The 16359-nt window shown below is 61.7% G+C and carries 15 protein-coding genes; 4 read left to right on the top strand and 11 right to left on the bottom strand.

The features are described 5' to 3' along the window. Positions 1-12: 12 nt before the first annotated feature. The 6 genes from ASD03_RS09120 to ASD03_RS09095 all read right to left on the bottom strand — a co-directional run bounded on the left by ASD03_RS09120 (position 13) and on the right by ASD03_RS09095 (position 6166). Positions 13-1263, bottom strand: coding sequence for an FAD-binding oxidoreductase (locus ASD03_RS09120; protein WP_057210041.1), 1251 nt, complete (start codon positions 1261-1263; stop codon positions 13-15). 7 nt (positions 1264-1270) lie between these two features. Further along, complete coding sequence (locus tag ASD03_RS09115; protein ID WP_057212917.1) at positions 1271-1993, bottom strand: amino acid ABC transporter ATP-binding protein; 723 nt, start codon at positions 1991-1993, stop codon at positions 1271-1273. After that, complete coding sequence (locus ASD03_RS09110) at positions 1986-2639, bottom strand: amino acid ABC transporter permease (RefSeq protein ID WP_025429442.1); 654 nt, start codon at positions 2637-2639, stop codon at positions 1986-1988. The genes ASD03_RS09115 and ASD03_RS09110 overlap by 8 nt, the downstream gene beginning before the upstream one ends. A gap of 12 nt (positions 2640-2651) precedes the next feature. After that, the gene (locus ASD03_RS09105) at positions 2652-3317 is read right to left on the bottom strand and encodes an amino acid ABC transporter permease (RefSeq protein ID WP_025429441.1); all 666 of its coding nucleotides are present in this window, start codon (positions 3315-3317) and stop codon (positions 2652-2654) included. 342 nt (positions 3318-3659) lie between these two features. Then, positions 3660-4466 (bottom strand): transporter substrate-binding domain-containing protein, encoded by an 807-nt coding sequence (locus tag ASD03_RS09100; protein WP_057212915.1) that lies wholly within the window; start codon positions 4464-4466, stop codon positions 3660-3662. Positions 4467-4648: 182 nt separating this feature from the next. Beyond that, positions 4649-6166, bottom strand: a complete 1518-nt coding sequence (locus tag ASD03_RS09095; protein ID WP_057212914.1) for an aldehyde dehydrogenase (NADP(+)) — start codon at positions 6164-6166, stop codon at positions 4649-4651. Between the two features lie 144 nt (positions 6167-6310). Between ASD03_RS09095 and ASD03_RS09090 the strand changes: the two genes are divergently transcribed. Beyond that, positions 6311-7348 carry an Ldh family oxidoreductase gene (locus tag ASD03_RS09090; protein WP_057212979.1) on the top strand — a complete coding sequence of 346 codons (1038 nt, stop codon included), beginning with the start codon at positions 6311-6313 and terminating at the stop codon, positions 7346-7348. Between the two features lie 235 nt (positions 7349-7583). Here ASD03_RS09090 and ASD03_RS09085 read toward each other — a convergent pair whose 3' ends face one another. Next, a complete protein-coding gene (locus tag ASD03_RS09085; RefSeq protein ID WP_234907822.1) occupies positions 7584-8354 on the bottom strand; it encodes an NIPSNAP family protein in 771 nt (256 codons plus the stop codon). Between the two features lie 100 nt (positions 8355-8454). On the opposite strand from ASD03_RS09085, the gene ASD03_RS09080 reads away from it, so the two are divergent. Then, on the top strand, positions 8455-9093 hold the full coding sequence (locus ASD03_RS09080; protein ID WP_057212910.1) for a TetR/AcrR family transcriptional regulator: 639 nt from the start codon (positions 8455-8457) through the stop codon (positions 9091-9093). Positions 9094-9260: 167 nt separating this feature from the next. Here the strand turns inward: ASD03_RS09080 and ASD03_RS09075 are convergent, their stop codons facing one another. Together ASD03_RS09075 and ASD03_RS09070 are read right to left on the bottom strand one after the other, a co-directional pair. Further along, complete coding sequence (locus ASD03_RS09075) at positions 9261-10223, bottom strand: dihydrodipicolinate synthase family protein (protein ID WP_057210031.1); 963 nt, start codon at positions 10221-10223, stop codon at positions 9261-9263. A 124-nt stretch (positions 10224-10347) separates the two neighbouring features. Beyond that, complete coding sequence (locus ASD03_RS09070; RefSeq protein ID WP_057210029.1) at positions 10348-11052, bottom strand: GntR family transcriptional regulator; 705 nt, start codon at positions 11050-11052, stop codon at positions 10348-10350. A gap of 589 nt (positions 11053-11641) precedes the next feature. Here ASD03_RS09070 and ASD03_RS09065 point away from each other — a divergent pair. Next, positions 11642-13327 (top strand): arylsulfatase, encoded by a 1686-nt coding sequence (locus ASD03_RS09065; protein WP_057210027.1) that lies wholly within the window; start codon positions 11642-11644, stop codon positions 13325-13327. A gap of 202 nt (positions 13328-13529) precedes the next feature. On the opposite strand, the gene ASD03_RS09060 is transcribed toward ASD03_RS09065, so the two are convergent. Then, complete coding sequence (locus ASD03_RS09060; RefSeq protein ID WP_057212907.1) at positions 13530-14681, bottom strand: hypothetical protein; 1152 nt, start codon at positions 14679-14681, stop codon at positions 13530-13532. 446 nt (positions 14682-15127) lie between these two features. Here ASD03_RS09060 and ASD03_RS09055 point away from each other — a divergent pair, with 446 nt between their 5' ends. Further along, positions 15128-15778, top strand: a complete 651-nt coding sequence (locus tag ASD03_RS09055) for a DUF480 domain-containing protein (protein ID WP_057212906.1) — start codon at positions 15128-15130, stop codon at positions 15776-15778. A gap of 72 nt (positions 15779-15850) precedes the next feature. On the opposite strand, the gene ASD03_RS09050 is transcribed toward ASD03_RS09055, so the two are convergent. Continuing rightward, positions 15851-16213 carry a hypothetical protein gene (locus tag ASD03_RS09050; RefSeq protein ID WP_156407914.1) on the bottom strand — a complete coding sequence of 121 codons (363 nt, stop codon included), beginning with the start codon at positions 16211-16213 and terminating at the stop codon, positions 15851-15853. Positions 16214-16359: the final 146 nt, after the last annotated feature.

The raw sequence follows: 16359 nt of genomic DNA, 5'->3' as shown, positions 1-16359 counted from the left end.
TCGAAACCTCTGTCAGAACCGTTGAGGCGAGAAGGGGGCGATGTCAATCGTCGGAGCCTGGCCGGTCAAAAGATCCGCGACAAGCCGGGCGGTGCCCGCCGATTGGGTCAGGCCGAGATGGCCGTGACCGAAAGCGTAGACAACCCGCGATGTCGCGCGGGCGCGGCCGATGGCCGGAAGGCTGTCGGGCAGCGACGGGCGGAAGCCCATCCACTGCACGCCACCTTCGGGCTTGAGCCCCGGCAGGAAGGTTCGTGCCTTCTGCAGCATGGCTTCGGACCGGCGGTAGTTCGGCGGCAGTTGCAACCCGCCGAGCTCGACCGCACCGCCGACACGGACACCGGTCGACAGCCGGGTGACGACGAAGCCATGACCGCCGAAGGTGACCTGCGTGCGCAGGTCGAAAGCGTCTGCCGGCAGCGTGGTGTTGTAGCCGCGCTCGGTTTCGAGCGGGATGCTCTCGCCGAGAGATTTGGCAATCCGGTGGGAGAACGCACCGGCCGCGAGCACGACCTGTGCCGCCCGCCGCGTCGCGCCACTTGTGGTCCGAATTTCGACGCCGCCATCGATTGGCGCCAGGGCCGTAACGTCGGCGCGCTCGATCGCCCCGCCCTTGGCGCGGAAGTGTTCTGCCAGCGCCAGCGTATAGAGCTTCGGGTCGGCAATGGAAAACCAGCCCGGCGTAAACGTGCCATGGGTGAAGCGGGGCGCCAGACCTGGCTGTATCTCGGCCATCTCGGCTGCGCCCATATGGCGGAATTCGATGCCATGGTCCGCACGCGCCCGCCATCCGGGCAGCGAAGCCTTGAGTTCGGCCTCGCTTTCATAGACCTGAAGATTGCCATCCTTGCGCAGCATCGGCAGGGTGCCGGTTGCGGCAAGGAACGGCTCCAGCTCGACCTTGGAGAGGTCCATCATCGCCGTCTGGGCGGCCGTCGAATGCGCCACCCGCTTTGGCGAGCAGGCGCGCCAGAAACGGAACATCCACGGCGCGATCTGCGCGGCGTAGGCCGGCGGGATGCTCAGCGGCCCGAGCGGGTCGAGCAGCCATTTCGGCGCCTTCTTGAGGATGCCGGGCGAGGCGAGCGGCAGGATGTCGGTGAAGGCGAAGGCCCCGGCGTTTCCCGCCGAGGCTCCAGCTGCCGGGCCTTCCCGGTCGAGCACGGTGACCGAAAGCCCCCGTGCCTGGGCCGCTATCGCGGCGGAAAGGCCGACAACGCCGGCGCCGATGACAATGACGTCAGGTTGAGCTGCATCCTTCATGATCGGCTCAATGCGTCGCTGCCAGGAACTTCTGCAGTTCCGGATCCTTCGGCGCGCCGAACAGCGCTTCCGGCGGGGCGATCTCGGCCATCACGCCCTTGTGGAAGAAGGCCACCCGATCGGACACTTCGCGGGCGAACTTCATCTCGTGGGTGACGCAGATCATCGTCATGCCTTCGGAGGCGAGCATGCGCAGCGTGTCGAGAACTTCGCCGACGAGCTGCGGGTCGAGCGCCGAGGTCACTTCGTCGAACAGCATGTAGGCCGGGGACATGGCAAGGGCGCGGGCAATCGCCATGCGCTGCTGCTGGCCGCCCGACATGCGGTTGGGATAGACCGAAAGCTTGTCGCCAAGGCCGACATGAGTGAGCTGTTTTACGGCCATGGCCTCAGCCTCGGCTTTCGACTGGCCCAGCACCTTTCGCGGGGCGAGCATGACGTTTTCGAGCACGGTCAGATGCGGGAAGGCGTTGAACTGCTGGAAGACGATGCCGAGCTTACGGCGCAGCTTGTTGAGGTTCGTCGCTTTTGCATGCACATCGGTGCCGTCGACCACGATTCGTCCGCCGTCTATGGTCTCGAGCCCGTTGATGCAGGTTAGCAGCGTTGACTTACCGGAACCGGAGCCGCCGATGATGGTCAGGACTTCGCCCTTCTTCACGGTGAGGTCGATACCCTTCAGAACTTCCAGCGGGCCGAAGGATTTGCGAACGTTTTCAATCTCAATCATTGGGGGACCACCGTTTTTCGAGATACCCACCAAGCCGGGCGATGGGGAAGCTGATGAGGAAATAGATTGCACCACAGATCAGGAGAATGAACAGCGGTTCCTGCAGACGGGTGACGAGAATCTGCGAGGCGCGCAGAAGCTCGATCAGACCGAGCCAGAGCACGAGTGCCGAGTCCTTCATGACGCCGAGCGTGAGGCCGATCCAGGACGGGAGCGAAACGCGGGTGGCAAGCGGCGCCACGATGTAGCGCATGTCCTGCCACCAGGTCATGCCCAGCGAGCGTGCCGCGCGGCGTGTGGTCGGCGGCACCGACGAGATGCCGCCGCGCACGATCTCGGTGCAATAGGCGGCCGTGTAGAGCGACAGCACCACGCAGGAGGTCGTGAACGGCCCCCAGCCCATTTTGGCGATGGACTGGAAGGCATTGGCCAGCACGAGCTGGATCAGGAGCGGAACGGAGCGAAACACGTCGAGCACGAAGGTCAGCGGCGCCGACCAGTAGGGGCCGGCTTGAACGCGGATCACCCCGAAGAGGATGCCGAGCAGCGTACCGGCGGTAACCGAAACGGCGGTGACGGCGAGCGTCATCGCAGCACCTTGTGCAAGGAAGGCGAGATCACTCCAGGTGAGGGCGGTATTGAACATCTCTCACCTCTCTCAGTAACGGAACATGCGCGAGGCGATCGCTCGGGCAGCGAGGGTCACGGCCTTGGCGATGACGTAGTAGATCACGGCTGCCAGGGCGAAGAATTCGAAGGTGCGGAAGGACCGGGCGTTCAGTTCCTGGGTGATGCCGGCGAGGTCGGTGTTCATGCCGACGGTGACGCCGAGTGAGGTCATCAGGATTGCCCAGACCATCTGGTTTGTGGTCGGTAGGAAGGCGACGCGCAGCATCTGCGGCAGGATGATGTAGCGGAAGGCCTGCAGCGCCGTCATGCCGAGCGAACGGCCGGCACGGGTCTGCGTATCCGGGATCGCTTTCAGGGCGCCGCGGAAGTTTTCAGCCAGATAGCCCGCATTATTGAAGGCAATGCCGACGAGCAGCGCCGTGTAGGGGCTCAGATGGATGCCGAAATTGCCGAGGCCGAAATGGGCCATGTAGATCTGGAACAGCGCGGGCGTGTTGCGCGCGATCTCGATCCAGGCGGTGGCAAAGCCACTGAGGATGCGATTGCCGGACAGGCGGAACCCGGTCAGGGCGAGCGCGCAAATGACGCCGATGAGCATCGACAGCAGCGCGATCTGCAGCGTGACCAGCGCGCCGTCAAGCATTTGCGGCAATGCTTTCAGCGCCTGGTTCCAGTGGAAGGAGTAGTTGAACATCGCCGTCTCACCTTTTCGAAAATGAGTGGTACCAACCTGCCCTGATATTGGCCGATTTCGCCGGAGCGATTTTAGCTTCCGGCAAGCAGACAACCGCAACCGGACCAGACGGTCCGGTGAGGATTGTCGACGCCGTCCGGAGGCCAAAAGCGCCCGGCCCTTTGGGTGGGCAGTGTGTCGGCCACCGGCAGCGTCGCAATCCTCGACCGATGCCAAGGCATCGCTCTAAGGTCCGCTCCTTGCCGGATGACCGCACACGGTCCCGCGCAATCGGTCGATATCAGCGCAGGTTGGTACAACGGCGCGAGACGTGTGCCTCGCGCCGCCAGAGAAACGGACAGATTAGCGGTACACGCCGTTCACCGCCAGCGAAGGCAGTTCGCCGCCGACCCACTTCTCGTAGAGTTCGGCATAGCGGCCGGTGCGGACCTGCTGGTTGATGAAGAGGTTGAGGTAGTTGATGAGGCCGTATTCTTCGCGGTTGGTGAAGAGAGCCACGTAGTCGATGTCGAACGGCGCCTTGCCGACAACCGAGATACCGGCGAACTTGCCGGTCTTCACGTTGGCCTGCGCCACGGTCGAGGTCGACACCGTTGCGTCGATCTGCCCCTGGCTAAGCGCGAGGAAGACGTCGGCCTGCGTCTGGTAAGGACGGAATTCGCCCGCACCCCATTCCTTGACCTGCTTTTCCAGCGCGATGGCTTCGAAGGTGCCGGCGGTGGCGCCGACGACCTTGCCCTTCATGTCCTCGAAGGACTTGATGTCGGTCTTGTCGTTGGCGGTAACGGCCATTTCGAAGGCGAAGTAGGGAACGGTCATGCCGACGGTCTTGGCACGCTCGAGCGTATCGGAGGTCGAAGCGACGCCGACGTCAACGCGGCCGGACATCAGCGCAGGGATGCGCTCGGGGAAGGGAGTTTCGACGATCTCGGCCGTGACGCCCAGCGCCTTGGCAAGGTCGTTGCAGTAGTCGACGTCAAAGCCGACCGGATTGTTGTTCTCGTCGCGAGAACCCATCGGCGGGAAGTCGAGAACCACTGCGCAACGCAGCGTACCCGAGCCGATGATATCATCCAGCTTGTCGGCATGGGCCGGGCTGGTCAGAGCGGTGGCGGCAACGAGGCCGAAGGCTAGGACCGAGGTCTTCATTTTTCTCTCTCCCTGAATTTGGTGCGCCGTTTGACGGCGAGCGCAATATTCCGCGTTGGAGAGCGTAAATCAACTTAAAAATACAAACAGTATACAAAAAGTATATGATCGTGACGCAGTTGGCCCGCAGGGATCCCATTTGTTTCGCAAAATGGGGTCCCTGCGCAGCGATCGGTCGCGGATCAGTTCAGGAAATCTTCCGGCAGCAGGGCTTCCGGCAGGTTCTGGTAGGAGACCGGACGCAGAAAGCGGCGGATCGACATGGTGCCAACGCTGGTCGCGCCGAAGTTCGTCGAGGCCGGATACGGGCCGCCATGCACCATGGAATCGACGACCTCGACACCGGTCGGGAAACCGTTGACGAGCAGGCGCCCCGCCTTGCGCTCAAGGATGGAGCGCAGGCGACGGGCCGGCTCGATGTCGCCGGCATCCATGTGCACGGTGACCGTCAGCTGTCCCTGGAGACCGCGCGCGAGCTGTTCCATCTCGGCTTCCGAATTTACCCGGACGACGAGGCCGAGAGGGCCGAAGACTTCCTCGCCGAGTGCATGGTCGGCCAGAAACTGGCTGCCGGTCGTCTCGAACAGGTTGGGCGACGCGGCGCGGTCCGACGAGCTGGTCTCGAGCAGCGGCTTGACGCTGTTGCGGGTGGTGAAACGCTCCTGGCCGTCGCGGTAGGCCTTGGCGATACCATCGGTCAGCATGGTCTGCGGCGCCACCTTTGCGAGCGCATCGACGGCGGCGGCCGTGAAGCGGTCGGCATCGGATCCTTCGATCACCACCGCGATGCCGGGATTGGTGCAGAACTGGCCGGCACCCATGGTCAGCGAACCGGCCCAGCCCTGTCCAAGCGCCTCGGCACGTGCCTTCAACGCTTCCGGCAGCAGGAACATCGGGTTGACCGAGCCGAGCTCGCCGAAGAACGGGATTGGTTCGGGGCGGGCGGCGCACAGATCGAAGAGCGCGCGTCCGCCGGCGAGCGAACCGGTGAAGCCGACGGCCTTGATCAGCGGATGCTTGACGAGCGCGTGGCCGACGTCGCGGCTGCCGCCTTGGATCAGCGAAAACACGCCCGGGTGAACGCCGCACTTGCGGATGGCGGCTTCGACGGCCTCAGCGACGATCTCGCCGGTGCCGGGATGGGCCGAATGACCCTTGACCACCACCGGGCAACCGGCGGCGAGCGCCGCTGCGGTATCGCCGCCGGCAGTCGAGAAGGCGAGGGGAAAGTTGGAGGCGCCAAAAACGGCGACCGGGCCGATCGGCCGCTGGATCAGCCGGATTTCCGGACGGGGCGCCGGCTGGCGCTCGGGGAGGGGCGCATCGACGCGTCGGTCGAGGTAGTCGCCCGCCTCGATATGGTCGGCAAACAGTCTCAGCTGACCGGTGGTGCGGCCGCGTTCGCCCTGCAGCCGCGCTTCCGGCAGGCCGGTTTCCTGGCTGCCAATCGCGGTAATGGCTTCGGCTCGTGCCTCGATCTCGTCGGCGATGGCGCGCAGGAACGCTGCACGTTCGGCCCGCGACGAATAGCCGTAGGTCCAGAACGCTTCTTCCGCCGCCTCGCAGGCGCGGTTCACCAGTTCGACCGTGCCGACGGCGAAGTCATGCGCCGGGCCGTGTGCCGGTGTCGAGGCGAAGGTGCCTGCACCGTCGAGCCACTCGCCGGCGACGAGATGTTTTCCTTTGGGGGTGAAGACCATCTGCGGATCCTTTCTTGAGAACACCGGTGTCTTTCGGCATGAATAGCTGACAGCCGAATTGCACTTGTCGGATCTTTGTATACTCTATGTATGCAGAACTTCAACCGCCCGCAACAGGGTCATATGCAGCCAGAAAGGTACAAGATGAGTGAGACCACCACCCTGACAATCGCCGCAGTTCAGGAGCGGGTCGAGGCGATCTTCCGCAAGGCCGGGCTCAATGCCGTCCAGGCCGGCGCCCTTGCGCGGGTGATCGTGGCAGGCGAACGCGACGCCTGCAAGTCGCATGGCATCTACCGTATCGAAGGCGCGCTGCGCACCGTCAAGGCCGGTAAGGTAAAGCCGGACGCCACTCCCGGGCTTCTACCGCAGGAAGGCTCGGCGATCGTCAAGGTCAATGCCATGGGTGGTTTTGCCAATCCGGCCTTCGAGCTTGGCCTGCCTGTTCTCGCCGAGCGTGCCCGGACCCTGGGGCTTGCCGCCCTCGTCATCAATGACTGCACCCATTTCTCGGCGCTCTGGCCCGAGGCGGAAGGGCTGACGGATATGGGCCTTGCCGGGCTCGTCATGTGCCCGAGCTATGCGACCGTCGCGCCGACCGGCGGCAACAAGCCGTTGCTCGGCACCAACCCGTTTGCCTTCGCCTGGCCGCGCGAAGGCCGTCCGCCCTATGTCTTCGACTTTGCGACCTCCGTTGCCGCACGCGGCGAGATCGAGCTGCACCGCCGGGCCGGTAAGCCGCTGCCGGAGGGCTGGGCGATCGACGCGTCGGGCAATCCGACGACCGATCCGGATGCCGCACTTGCTGGCGCCATGCTGCCGTTCGGTGGCCATAAGGGTTCGGCCATAGGCACGATGATCGAACTCCTGGCCGGCATCATGATCGGCGACCTGACTAGCCCGGAAGTGCTCGACTATCTCGGCACCACCTCATTGGCGCCGTTCCATGGCGAACTGATCATCGCCTTCTCGCCGGAGGCATTTGCCGCCGGGCGTCCCGGCAATCCGTTCGACCGCGCCGAGGTCCTGTTTGACGCCATTCTCGGCCAGGGCGCGCGCCTGCCGTCGCAGCGCCGCTTCGCTGCCCGCGCAAAGTCTGAGGTCGATGGCATCACCCTGACGGCCGCCGAGATGGAGCAACTCGAGCGCCTGCACACACTTGGGCTCGATGCCGTGGCGTAAAGATCCAGCCCCGGGGCACTCAGCCCCCTTCTGGCACTTAGCAAAACGAAAGGCTCTCCCGGAGGCTCCCGGAAGGGCCTTTCCCTTCCCAAAATGTGGAACCAGTTTGCCCTGGTTCCACATTTTCAGAATCTGCCGGTAACGGGTTCTTTGAACGGGCATCCGGTAGCAAAGACAGCGAGATCATTGCGACCTCATCGAGAAGGCACGGCCAAACTCCCTTCGATGCAATGCGTCACGGCAGCAGGGATCGTGTCGTCGGCGTCAGCCGCAACACCTCGTTCTGCCGCCACGTTCGCCGCTCCATCTCCGAAACGACCTCCGTGATCCAGGTCTCGGAGCGCGCAAGTTCGGCAAGATGCGTCTCGTAGGCAGCCAGACTGGGGAAAGCGGAGAACCAGACGAAGACGGTCTCCCCTTCGCGGACAGGCAGCTTCGGGAAAGTGTTCGGGCTCTGCTCGGTGACCAATGCTGCCAACACCGTGGCCGAGGCTTGCTCCAGATATGGCCTGACAACGGCTTCAAAGAACACGGCAAACGCGTCGTCCGTACGTGGTGCGAGATAACAGATCGTCGCAACCACAAGACCGCGCCGTACATCCGCCGCGCCAGAGGCGGCGCGCGTGGCGCCCGACCGCGCAAAGCCGGTATCGGGCGATGCGGGCCGCAGGAGCAGAACGTTGTCCGAATTGATCATCGTTCCGTTCGCCTGGTCGCGGTGAGCTGCCCACACCGGGCCCGTATAGAACGAGTTCAATGCCGCTGCGCGGGACGGCATGTCGCGAAAGCCTCGCAGCCATACAAAGCTGTCGGGATCATCAAGGTCGCGGAATTGTCCCATCACGCTCATTCCCTGCGCTTCCTGGGGTTCGATGAACTCGCGATCGAACAGGTCGATCAGCGTCTCCCTGGTGTTCGGCCGAAGCCGATACCGCCGCAGTTCAACGATCGCGTTGGTCGGATCGTCCGTAGCCGTCAGTGGTTCGCTCATTGTGAATACAGTCATGGCCACCTTTCCTCGGAACAGGACAGTCGTCCTGTTTTGTAATACAGGACAGTTGTCCTGTTTTGTCAACCTGTTATAACCAGGAGGAAAGGAAGGACCCATGTCGGAACGACCTATCTCGTCGCATAGACGCATGAATGATCCCGAAGGACTAAGGCAGCGGCTTGTGGATGCTGCCTACGCTGCATTCTCGACCCGCGGCTACCATTCCAGTGCCCTCCACGACTTGAAGCGCGAGGCGGGCGTCACGGGTGGAGCGCTCGCCCATCATTTCCCCACCAAGAAGGCCCTTGGCCTCGCCGTTATTCAGGATCGGGTGGCGGAAGCCGTCGAGTTGACCTGGATCACGCCAGTCAATCTTGCGACGACGACGGCCGACGGTATCCAAGCGGTGTTCGCAGCCATCATTTCCGAACTGGAGCGGAAAGGGGCAGTGTCGGGCTGTCCGTTGAACAATCTCGCTCTTGAACTGTCGCGCGAGGACGAAGATTTCCAGGCCGCGATCGAGGCGATCTTCATGCGCTGGAGGTCAGCCATCGCCGACAAGCTGAGGGGCGACCTCCGGGCGGCCCCCGTTCACGATTTCGATTCTGAGGCCATGGCAACCCTGGTCGTAGCAACCTATTCCGGTGCGATGGCGATGGCGAAAGCATCCCAGTCCGTGGCTCCCCTGAAGATCTGCGCCGCGCAGCTAACGTCGATCATTCGAAATCAGACGTTGCTGGGGCACGAATCTTAAGGTGAACAAACGCTGGTTCTCGCTTCCTTCAGATTTTTAAACAAAAAGAACCCCCTAAGTCCTTGCGGTGTAGGGGGTTCAGCAGAAACGTCACCTAAAATTCCACACGTCAGCTAAGGACCCTCCCGACGGGAGGGCCTTCTTGCTAACGCGCGGTCAACCGATGATCAGCCCTTGTATGTTTGCACTGCGCCCGGGAGCTTGCTCCACGCGGCATACCAGCTGTTGAACAGCTTGAACTGCGCTTCGACATAGCCGCGCTGGCTTTCCGACAGGGCGTCGGTCTCGTTGAAGTGCAGCGTGTATTCCTTGTCACCCTTCAGCACCATCATGTGCTTGAAGTAGAGAACCAGATCCGGGCCTTCGTCGAAGGAGGAAAGCACGGCGAGTGCCTGTTCCAGTTCCAGCGCGCGCAGGCGTGCATCGACGTCGCCTTCGGCGGCTGCCCGCGACAGGTTGCACATGTGGATGACTTCCTTCGGCAGCACGCAGCCGATGCCAGTGATGGCGCCGGTTGCGCCGCAGTTGACGAAGCCGTGGAACACAGCCGTGTCGACGCCGATCATCAGCGAGACGCCATCGTCACGGCTGGTGATGTTCTCGGCCGCATAGCGCATGTCGGCGGCGCCGCCGAATTCCTTGAAGCCGACGAGGTTCGGATGTTCGGCGCGCAGCGCGAAGAACAGGTCGGCGCGGGTGGCAAAGCCGTAGTAGGGGCTGTTGTAAATCACCGCCGGCAGGTCCGGGGCAGCCGAGAGGATGGCCTTGAAGTGGTTCTTCTGGGCGGCAACGACCGAGCCGCGCGAAAGCACGCGGGGGATAACCATCAGGCCCTGGGCGCCGACCTTCTGGGCGTGGGCCGCATGGGCGACGGCAGAAGCGGTATTGACGGCGCCGGTGCCGACGATAACCGGAATGCCGGCCTTGACCAGGCGCTCCACGCCTTCCATGCGCTGCGCGTCGGTCAAAAGCGGCCAGTCACCCATCGAACCGCAGTAGACGACTGCGGACATGCCCTGGGCGATCAGTTCCTTGCCTTTGCGCACCAGCGCATCGAAGTTGGGGCTGCGGTCGTCGTTGCACGGGGTCATCAGCGCAGGAATGACGCCGGAGAAAATCTTGGCCTTCATCTCAAACTCCTCAATTGGTCTGTCGAATGGGCTGAGGCCAACGTCATCACCGACGCCGATCTCAGCCTTCGACGGTGACAATATCCTGTTGTATTTTATTTGTCGACAAGAAATCGACAGAAGATTACAGCGCGATATCCAACCGCTCGTCGCGGGTGAAAAGCCGCTTGATCTGAGTGACGATCTGCTCGGCATGCACCTTGGCCAGCTGGTCGGCCGCTTCGACGTTGCGGGCGGCGATCACGGTGATCATGTCCTCGTGCTCGTCGACGAAGCGTTGCGGCAGCTGGTCACCATAGGACTGGTAATAGAGCCGCAGCATCCGCCGGCCTTCGTCGAGGAGCCGGTTGAAGAGGCCGCTGAAATAGGCGTTGCGGCCGGCCTCGGCGATGGCCGAATGAAAGGCGGCGTTGGTGGCGATCATCGCCAGCGCATCCTGGGCCTGCACCGCGGCTGCGAATTCAGCCTGCCGGGCGCGGATGATCTGCAGATCCTCCGGGCGATGATGCTGCGCCGCGAGCCGGGTGGTGACGCGGTACATCAGCACGAGCGCATCGAAGAACGTGTGCATGTTGAGGAAATCGATGCTTGAAACCATCGTCGACCGGTTCGGCAGCGTATCGATCAGGCCCTCGCCGGCCAGCCGCACCAGCGCTTCGCGGATCGGCGTGCGCGACATCTTGAAGCGTTCGGCGAGTTGGACCTCGTCGATCGGGCTGCCCGGCGGCAGGACCAGATCGAGGATTTCGTCACGCAGAAGGTCGTAGACCATCTTTACGCCGGAGCCGCGCTTGCGTTCGAGTGTGGGGTTGGAATCGGTATCGGTCATCTTTAGAATCCTTTTGTCGACACGATAAATACTTCCCCATGTCCGTGGGATCAACTCTGCATAGGCATTGGTTCGAGATCGCGAGGTTTCCCGAGCGTTGGCGTCGTTCGGTACCGGTCCTCTATTTTCGCGCGACGGATGGGTGAGATTGGCAACTTTGCGCCGGCAGTAAACGCTCGCTTCGCGTTGCGGTTTCAAAACTGGCGGAGGAAATGAAGATGTGCGATATTCGTGCCCAAGACGACTGCCACCCTGCGGCAGTTAGTAAAGCGTGACTAGCTGTTGACGCTTCGATGGCCGGTATGTCTGTCGCCGCCCTACGGCGAATTTTCAGAGCAGCATTCACCCTACCCAACATTTTCCGCTGAGACGGCGCTATGCCGCGCAATTTCACAAGCTCATCGTCCCGAATAAATGAGGAGGAGCACCCCTATGCTGTGAGAAGGGCATCCCCCACTACAGCGCCGCGCGTCGTATTAGACGCGCAAAGGTCGCTGTAACGCTTTGAATTGCTGCATGTTTTTATCCATAGATCGAATAGGATTTAAGGAAACACGCAGTAGGCCAAGTTAAACGGAGGGAATGAATTATGAGTGGCATGAGAAACCTTTATTTTGGTTTGCTGGCTTCCGTATTCGCGACCGCGCTGGCTGCGCCATCAGTTGCGCAGCAGCCGCAGCCAAAACCCAACATTCTTGTCATCATGGGAGATGACGTCGGCTGGTTCAATATCGGTGCCTATCACCGGGGAATAATGTCCGGGAAGACGCCCAGCCTCGACAAGCTGGCGGCGGAGGGCATGATGTTCACGGATTATTATGCCGAGGCAAGTTGCACTGCTGGACGGGCGAGTTTCATTACCGGTGAAATTCCGCTCCGAACGGGCCTGACGACGGTTGGCCAGGCGGGCGCAGACGTAGGAATGCCTGACAAGGCGGCAACCATAGCCGCCGCGCTGAAGACGGAGGGATACGCCACCGGCCAGTTCGGCAAGAACCATCTCGGCGATCTGAACAAGTTTCTGCCGACACTGCATGGGTTCGACGAGTTCTTCGGTTACCTCTATCACCTCGACGCGATGTCAGACCCCTATTGGTATTCGTTTCCGAACGAACAGTCGTACCGAGACAAGGTCGGGCCGCGCAATCTGGTCCACACCTTTGCTACCGATACGGACGACACATCCGAACAGCCGCGTTGGGGCAAGATCGGCAAGCAGAGGATCGTGGACGAGGGTCCCCTAGCGCCGTACCCTGACATGTCCAACGTTCCGAACATGCATGACATCATGCCCAAGGCCAAATACGACATGGGCTCCTTCGATGAAGTCCTGGTCAAGTCGTCGTGCGATTTCATGGACAAGGCAAAGACAGACGGCAAACCGTTCTTTGTCTGGCACAATACGACGCGAATGCACGTCTGGACTTTCCTGTCGCCAAAATACCAAGCGCTGATGAACAGCGACACCAACTATGGCCTCGAAGAAGCTGGCATGGCGCAGCTCGATGACAGCGTCGGCGCTCTCCTGAAATGCGTGCAAGATGCGGGTGAGACCGACAACACCATCGTCATTTTCACGACCGACAACGGCGCGGAGGTGTTTACCTGGCCCGACGGTGGCATGACCCCGTTCAAGGGCACCAAGGGTACGGTAATGGAGGGCGGGTTCCGCGCGCCGGCCATTATCCGTTGGCCGGGCAAGGTTAAGGCGGGAACGGTCGAGAACGGCATATTTTCTGCCTTGGATTGGTTCCCAACGCTGGTCGCGGCGGCGGGCAACAGCGAGATTACTGACCAGTTGCTCAAGGGCGCGAAGCTGGGCGACAAGACCTACAAGAACCACCTTGATGGCTACAACCAACTCGACCTGTTGACGGGCAAAGGACCATCCGCACGGCATGAATTCTTCTACTTCGGCGGCCCTTCTCTGGGGGCAGTTCGCATCGATGACTTCAAGTATCAGTTCTTCCAGCAGCCTCAGGGTTGGCCCGGTGCGAAGGTAACAACGGACATGCCCACCATGGTCAATATCCGTCAGGACCCATTCGAGCGGACGCCGTCGATTGGCAGTCAAAGCCTCAATGACCTCGGTGGGGGCTACATGAACGACTTCTATGCTCGCGAGTTCTGGCGTTTCGTCAGTGTTCAGCAGGAAGTCGGCAAACTTGCGCTCACCGCGATTGACTATCCGCCAATGCAGGATCCGGCCTCCTTCAACCTGGATGCAGTGAAGAAACAGATCGATGCGGCGATCAAGAACAAGCCGGGGAACTAGTCGAACATGTCGAGACGAGGGTTGTTCGATTGACTGCCCTCATTCTCCCGGTCGGCCGAAATCAGCGGTGTGATATTCCAGCGGACATCCGCTGGAAACGACCGCTTTGCACCGGAAGTCGCGGTTGGGGGCGTTGCTCCATAAGACCGGAAAGAAGCGCGGCTGCCTGGGCCGCGCTAGAGGACATCGAGGATGTCGCGGGTCAAAGTGCCGGTATGTTAGCCTGCGAAAAACCCGCGAACGCCGCTGCCGGCAGCGGACCTGCGGTCATCAAGGTAAAATCGAACGGTGCGCGCACGTCCGGACCGAGCACATACTGGCGATGAACGCGCAGGAAGTTGCGCCTGATCCGCCTATAGCGGTCAGGCGACAGCATGTGCTTGACCTTGATATAGGCGATGGACGGCTGCCTTGCCTCAGGATGCCCCGACAGGGCGACGACACGCGTCTTGTAGAAGTGGATGGCATCCGTCAGGCAATGGACCTCGAACCAGAAGATTTCCTTGGCGCGGGCAATTGCCCCGACGCGGGCCCGCAGGGCATGGGCCGGCGCCATCAGCGCGCATTGCAGGATCGCGCCGCCAAGTGTTGCGAACACCACCCGTTTGCCTTCGATAACATCCGGCCGCCGCTCGATCAGCATGCCGATGACATGCGCGGCGACACTCGAACCCATGCTGTGCGAGCTGATAAGATACTCGTCGGCGTCCTCGCTGAACGCCTCGCAAGCGGCATCCACACAGCTTTCGAGCCAACGGTTGAAATCGGGCCGATCCAGTCGTGCCATGGCCACGGCCATTTCCCAGTCGGCAAACAGGTGCAGCGTATGGAACTTCGTGGCCAACGGCATCATGACCTGTTGCAGCAGGAGACCGGCCAGCGGTACGCTCCACAGCAGGTTCCAGCTCGAAAGGCTCAGCCAGTGCGGAATGAATGCAACGACTAGGGCCGCTGCCGTCATCAATCCGGCCAGCAGGAAGGGGAACAGGAAAAATAGGCCAAAGCGCCAGGCATGGCGAAAATAACCCCAAAGCCCACCGTTGAACGTTACGTTCAGCGCACTGGCAAATCCGCCGCCCAGCCGGCGTGTGAATGACTGGCGGCTCAAGGTATCGACGAGCACATCGTGATCGAAAACATGGATACGGCTTGAAGTCCGCCAGTCCGGTCCGGCACAGTCGACGTCGAAATGCGTCGCCGCGCCCGTGCTCACCAAGGGCCCGACATCGGACTTGAAGTCCCATACCTCGGCGCTCTGCCGCGCTGAACGGGCGTAACGCCGGCGGTGCGCCTCCGCGTCGAAGGGCTCAAAGCCCGTAAAATGCAGTACGACCCTCTTTTTCACACGGGACATGGGAGGCTTCTGTGATGATGGTTTCGAGAGTTGCCGCCAAGCGACGCGGCGGCGATCCCGATTGGGTGACCGCTGGGCATCTGGCGACGTAAGGCGAGGAAGGGCAGGAGGCGGAATCAGCTTGAAATTGACCGGCTCCGTATCGATGCGAACTGCGGCGCAATCGTGATCGGTCGAGCGGCCTGCGTCGGGCTCGGTGAAATAAAATGGTACCGGCAAGTGCGATGGGATGGAATGCCACGCCACTCGTCTCTAGGGGCGACATATCTGCCATCGAAACCGCAAAGCAACTTGGCCTTGGCCGCTCAACGGGCTATCGAGGAGCGCGGTTCGATCAAGGAGTTTCAGGAGCGTTGGCCCCTAAACGGCGACGAACCTGGATAAGATCATCCGTGGTCGGAGAACCCCGGGTTGCCGTTGAACGCATTGCCGAGAAGAGTGAACCTATGAACACCAATCCAGACACCGATTTTCCCGAACTCAATGCGATCGAAGCCCGTGTTCTTGGCTGCCTGATCGAGAAGAAGGAAACCACTCCTGACGTCTATCCGTTGACGCTCAATTCCCTCCACTCCGCCGCCAACCAGAAGACGGCGCGCGATCCGGTGATGGCGTTGGAACAGGCCGATGTGCATCGTGCGCTCAATTCGCTCGCCCAGAAGGGATTGGTCCGGCAGGCCTTTGCATCGCGCGTCGAGCGTTATGAACATCAGGCCGCCAACCGCTTTTCACTGACCTCGCCGCAAATCGTCGTGCTCGGGCTGCTTTTGCTGCGCGGCCCGCAGACAGCCTACGAGCTCTGGTCCCGCAGCGAGCGCATGGCGCGGTTCCAGTCGGTGGAGGATCTCAAGGATAACCTCGACCTGATGATCGGACGTCGGCCTCCGCTGATCGTGCAGCTCAACCGCGGCGCCGGCCAGCGCGAAGACCGGTTTGCGCATCTTTTGTGTGGCGAGGTCGATCAGACGATCACCGCGGCGCCGAGCATGCCGTCCTTCGCCACGTCGGGCCTGTCCGAGCTGGAACAGCGCGTACAGACGCTGGAAGAGACTGTGGCGGTGCTCCAGGCTGAAATTGCCGCGCTCAAGGGTCATTGAACGGCCGCGGGGAAAAGACAACCTTGACGCTTGCGAATTGGAGGCCGGCCGCTGTGGCGACCGGCCTCATGTTTACTTTCCCGCCGACGCCGCAGCCGTCCTTGCGGTCTCCGCTTCGCCAATGGCGGCAGCGCATTCCTCGCAGCAGACTTCTACCGTCTTGCCGCCGAGCTTGACCTTGATGCTGTTCTGATCGAGTTCGCAGTCGCAGGCCGCGCAGGTTTTCTGGCTCATCGTCTTCGTCTCCTCTTGGTCGTGATTTCGACCATTGGAGAAGATCATCTGCACGGCGGTGCCGCTGTCAGATTCTTTAGCGATCGATGCGACCGTTGGCAGGTGGCAAGGCGGCACGTTAGTTTCGATTGGGCGCACACGCTGCGGCCGCGCGCGTCCTCCGTATCCTTGCCGGCGCCAGCTATGTTTGGAGAAGAGCATGTTTTCTGCCCGCCCTGGGAGTGCTGAAACCGTGCGACAGTTCCCAAAGCGCCCGTGTCGCGCGGCGAAAAATAGACCCATAAAAGTTGATTGATTTTCGGCTGCAAGATCGCCAGAGTAGCGAGGTAGAGCACAGCTCGTCCGCT

Source organism: Ensifer sp. Root127, assembly GCF_001425225.1.
GTDB lineage: Bacteria > Pseudomonadota > Alphaproteobacteria > Rhizobiales > Rhizobiaceae > Ensifer > Ensifer canadensis.
Note: the sequence above shows the minus strand (reverse complement) of the source record. Positions and strands in the feature narration are given on the sequence as shown.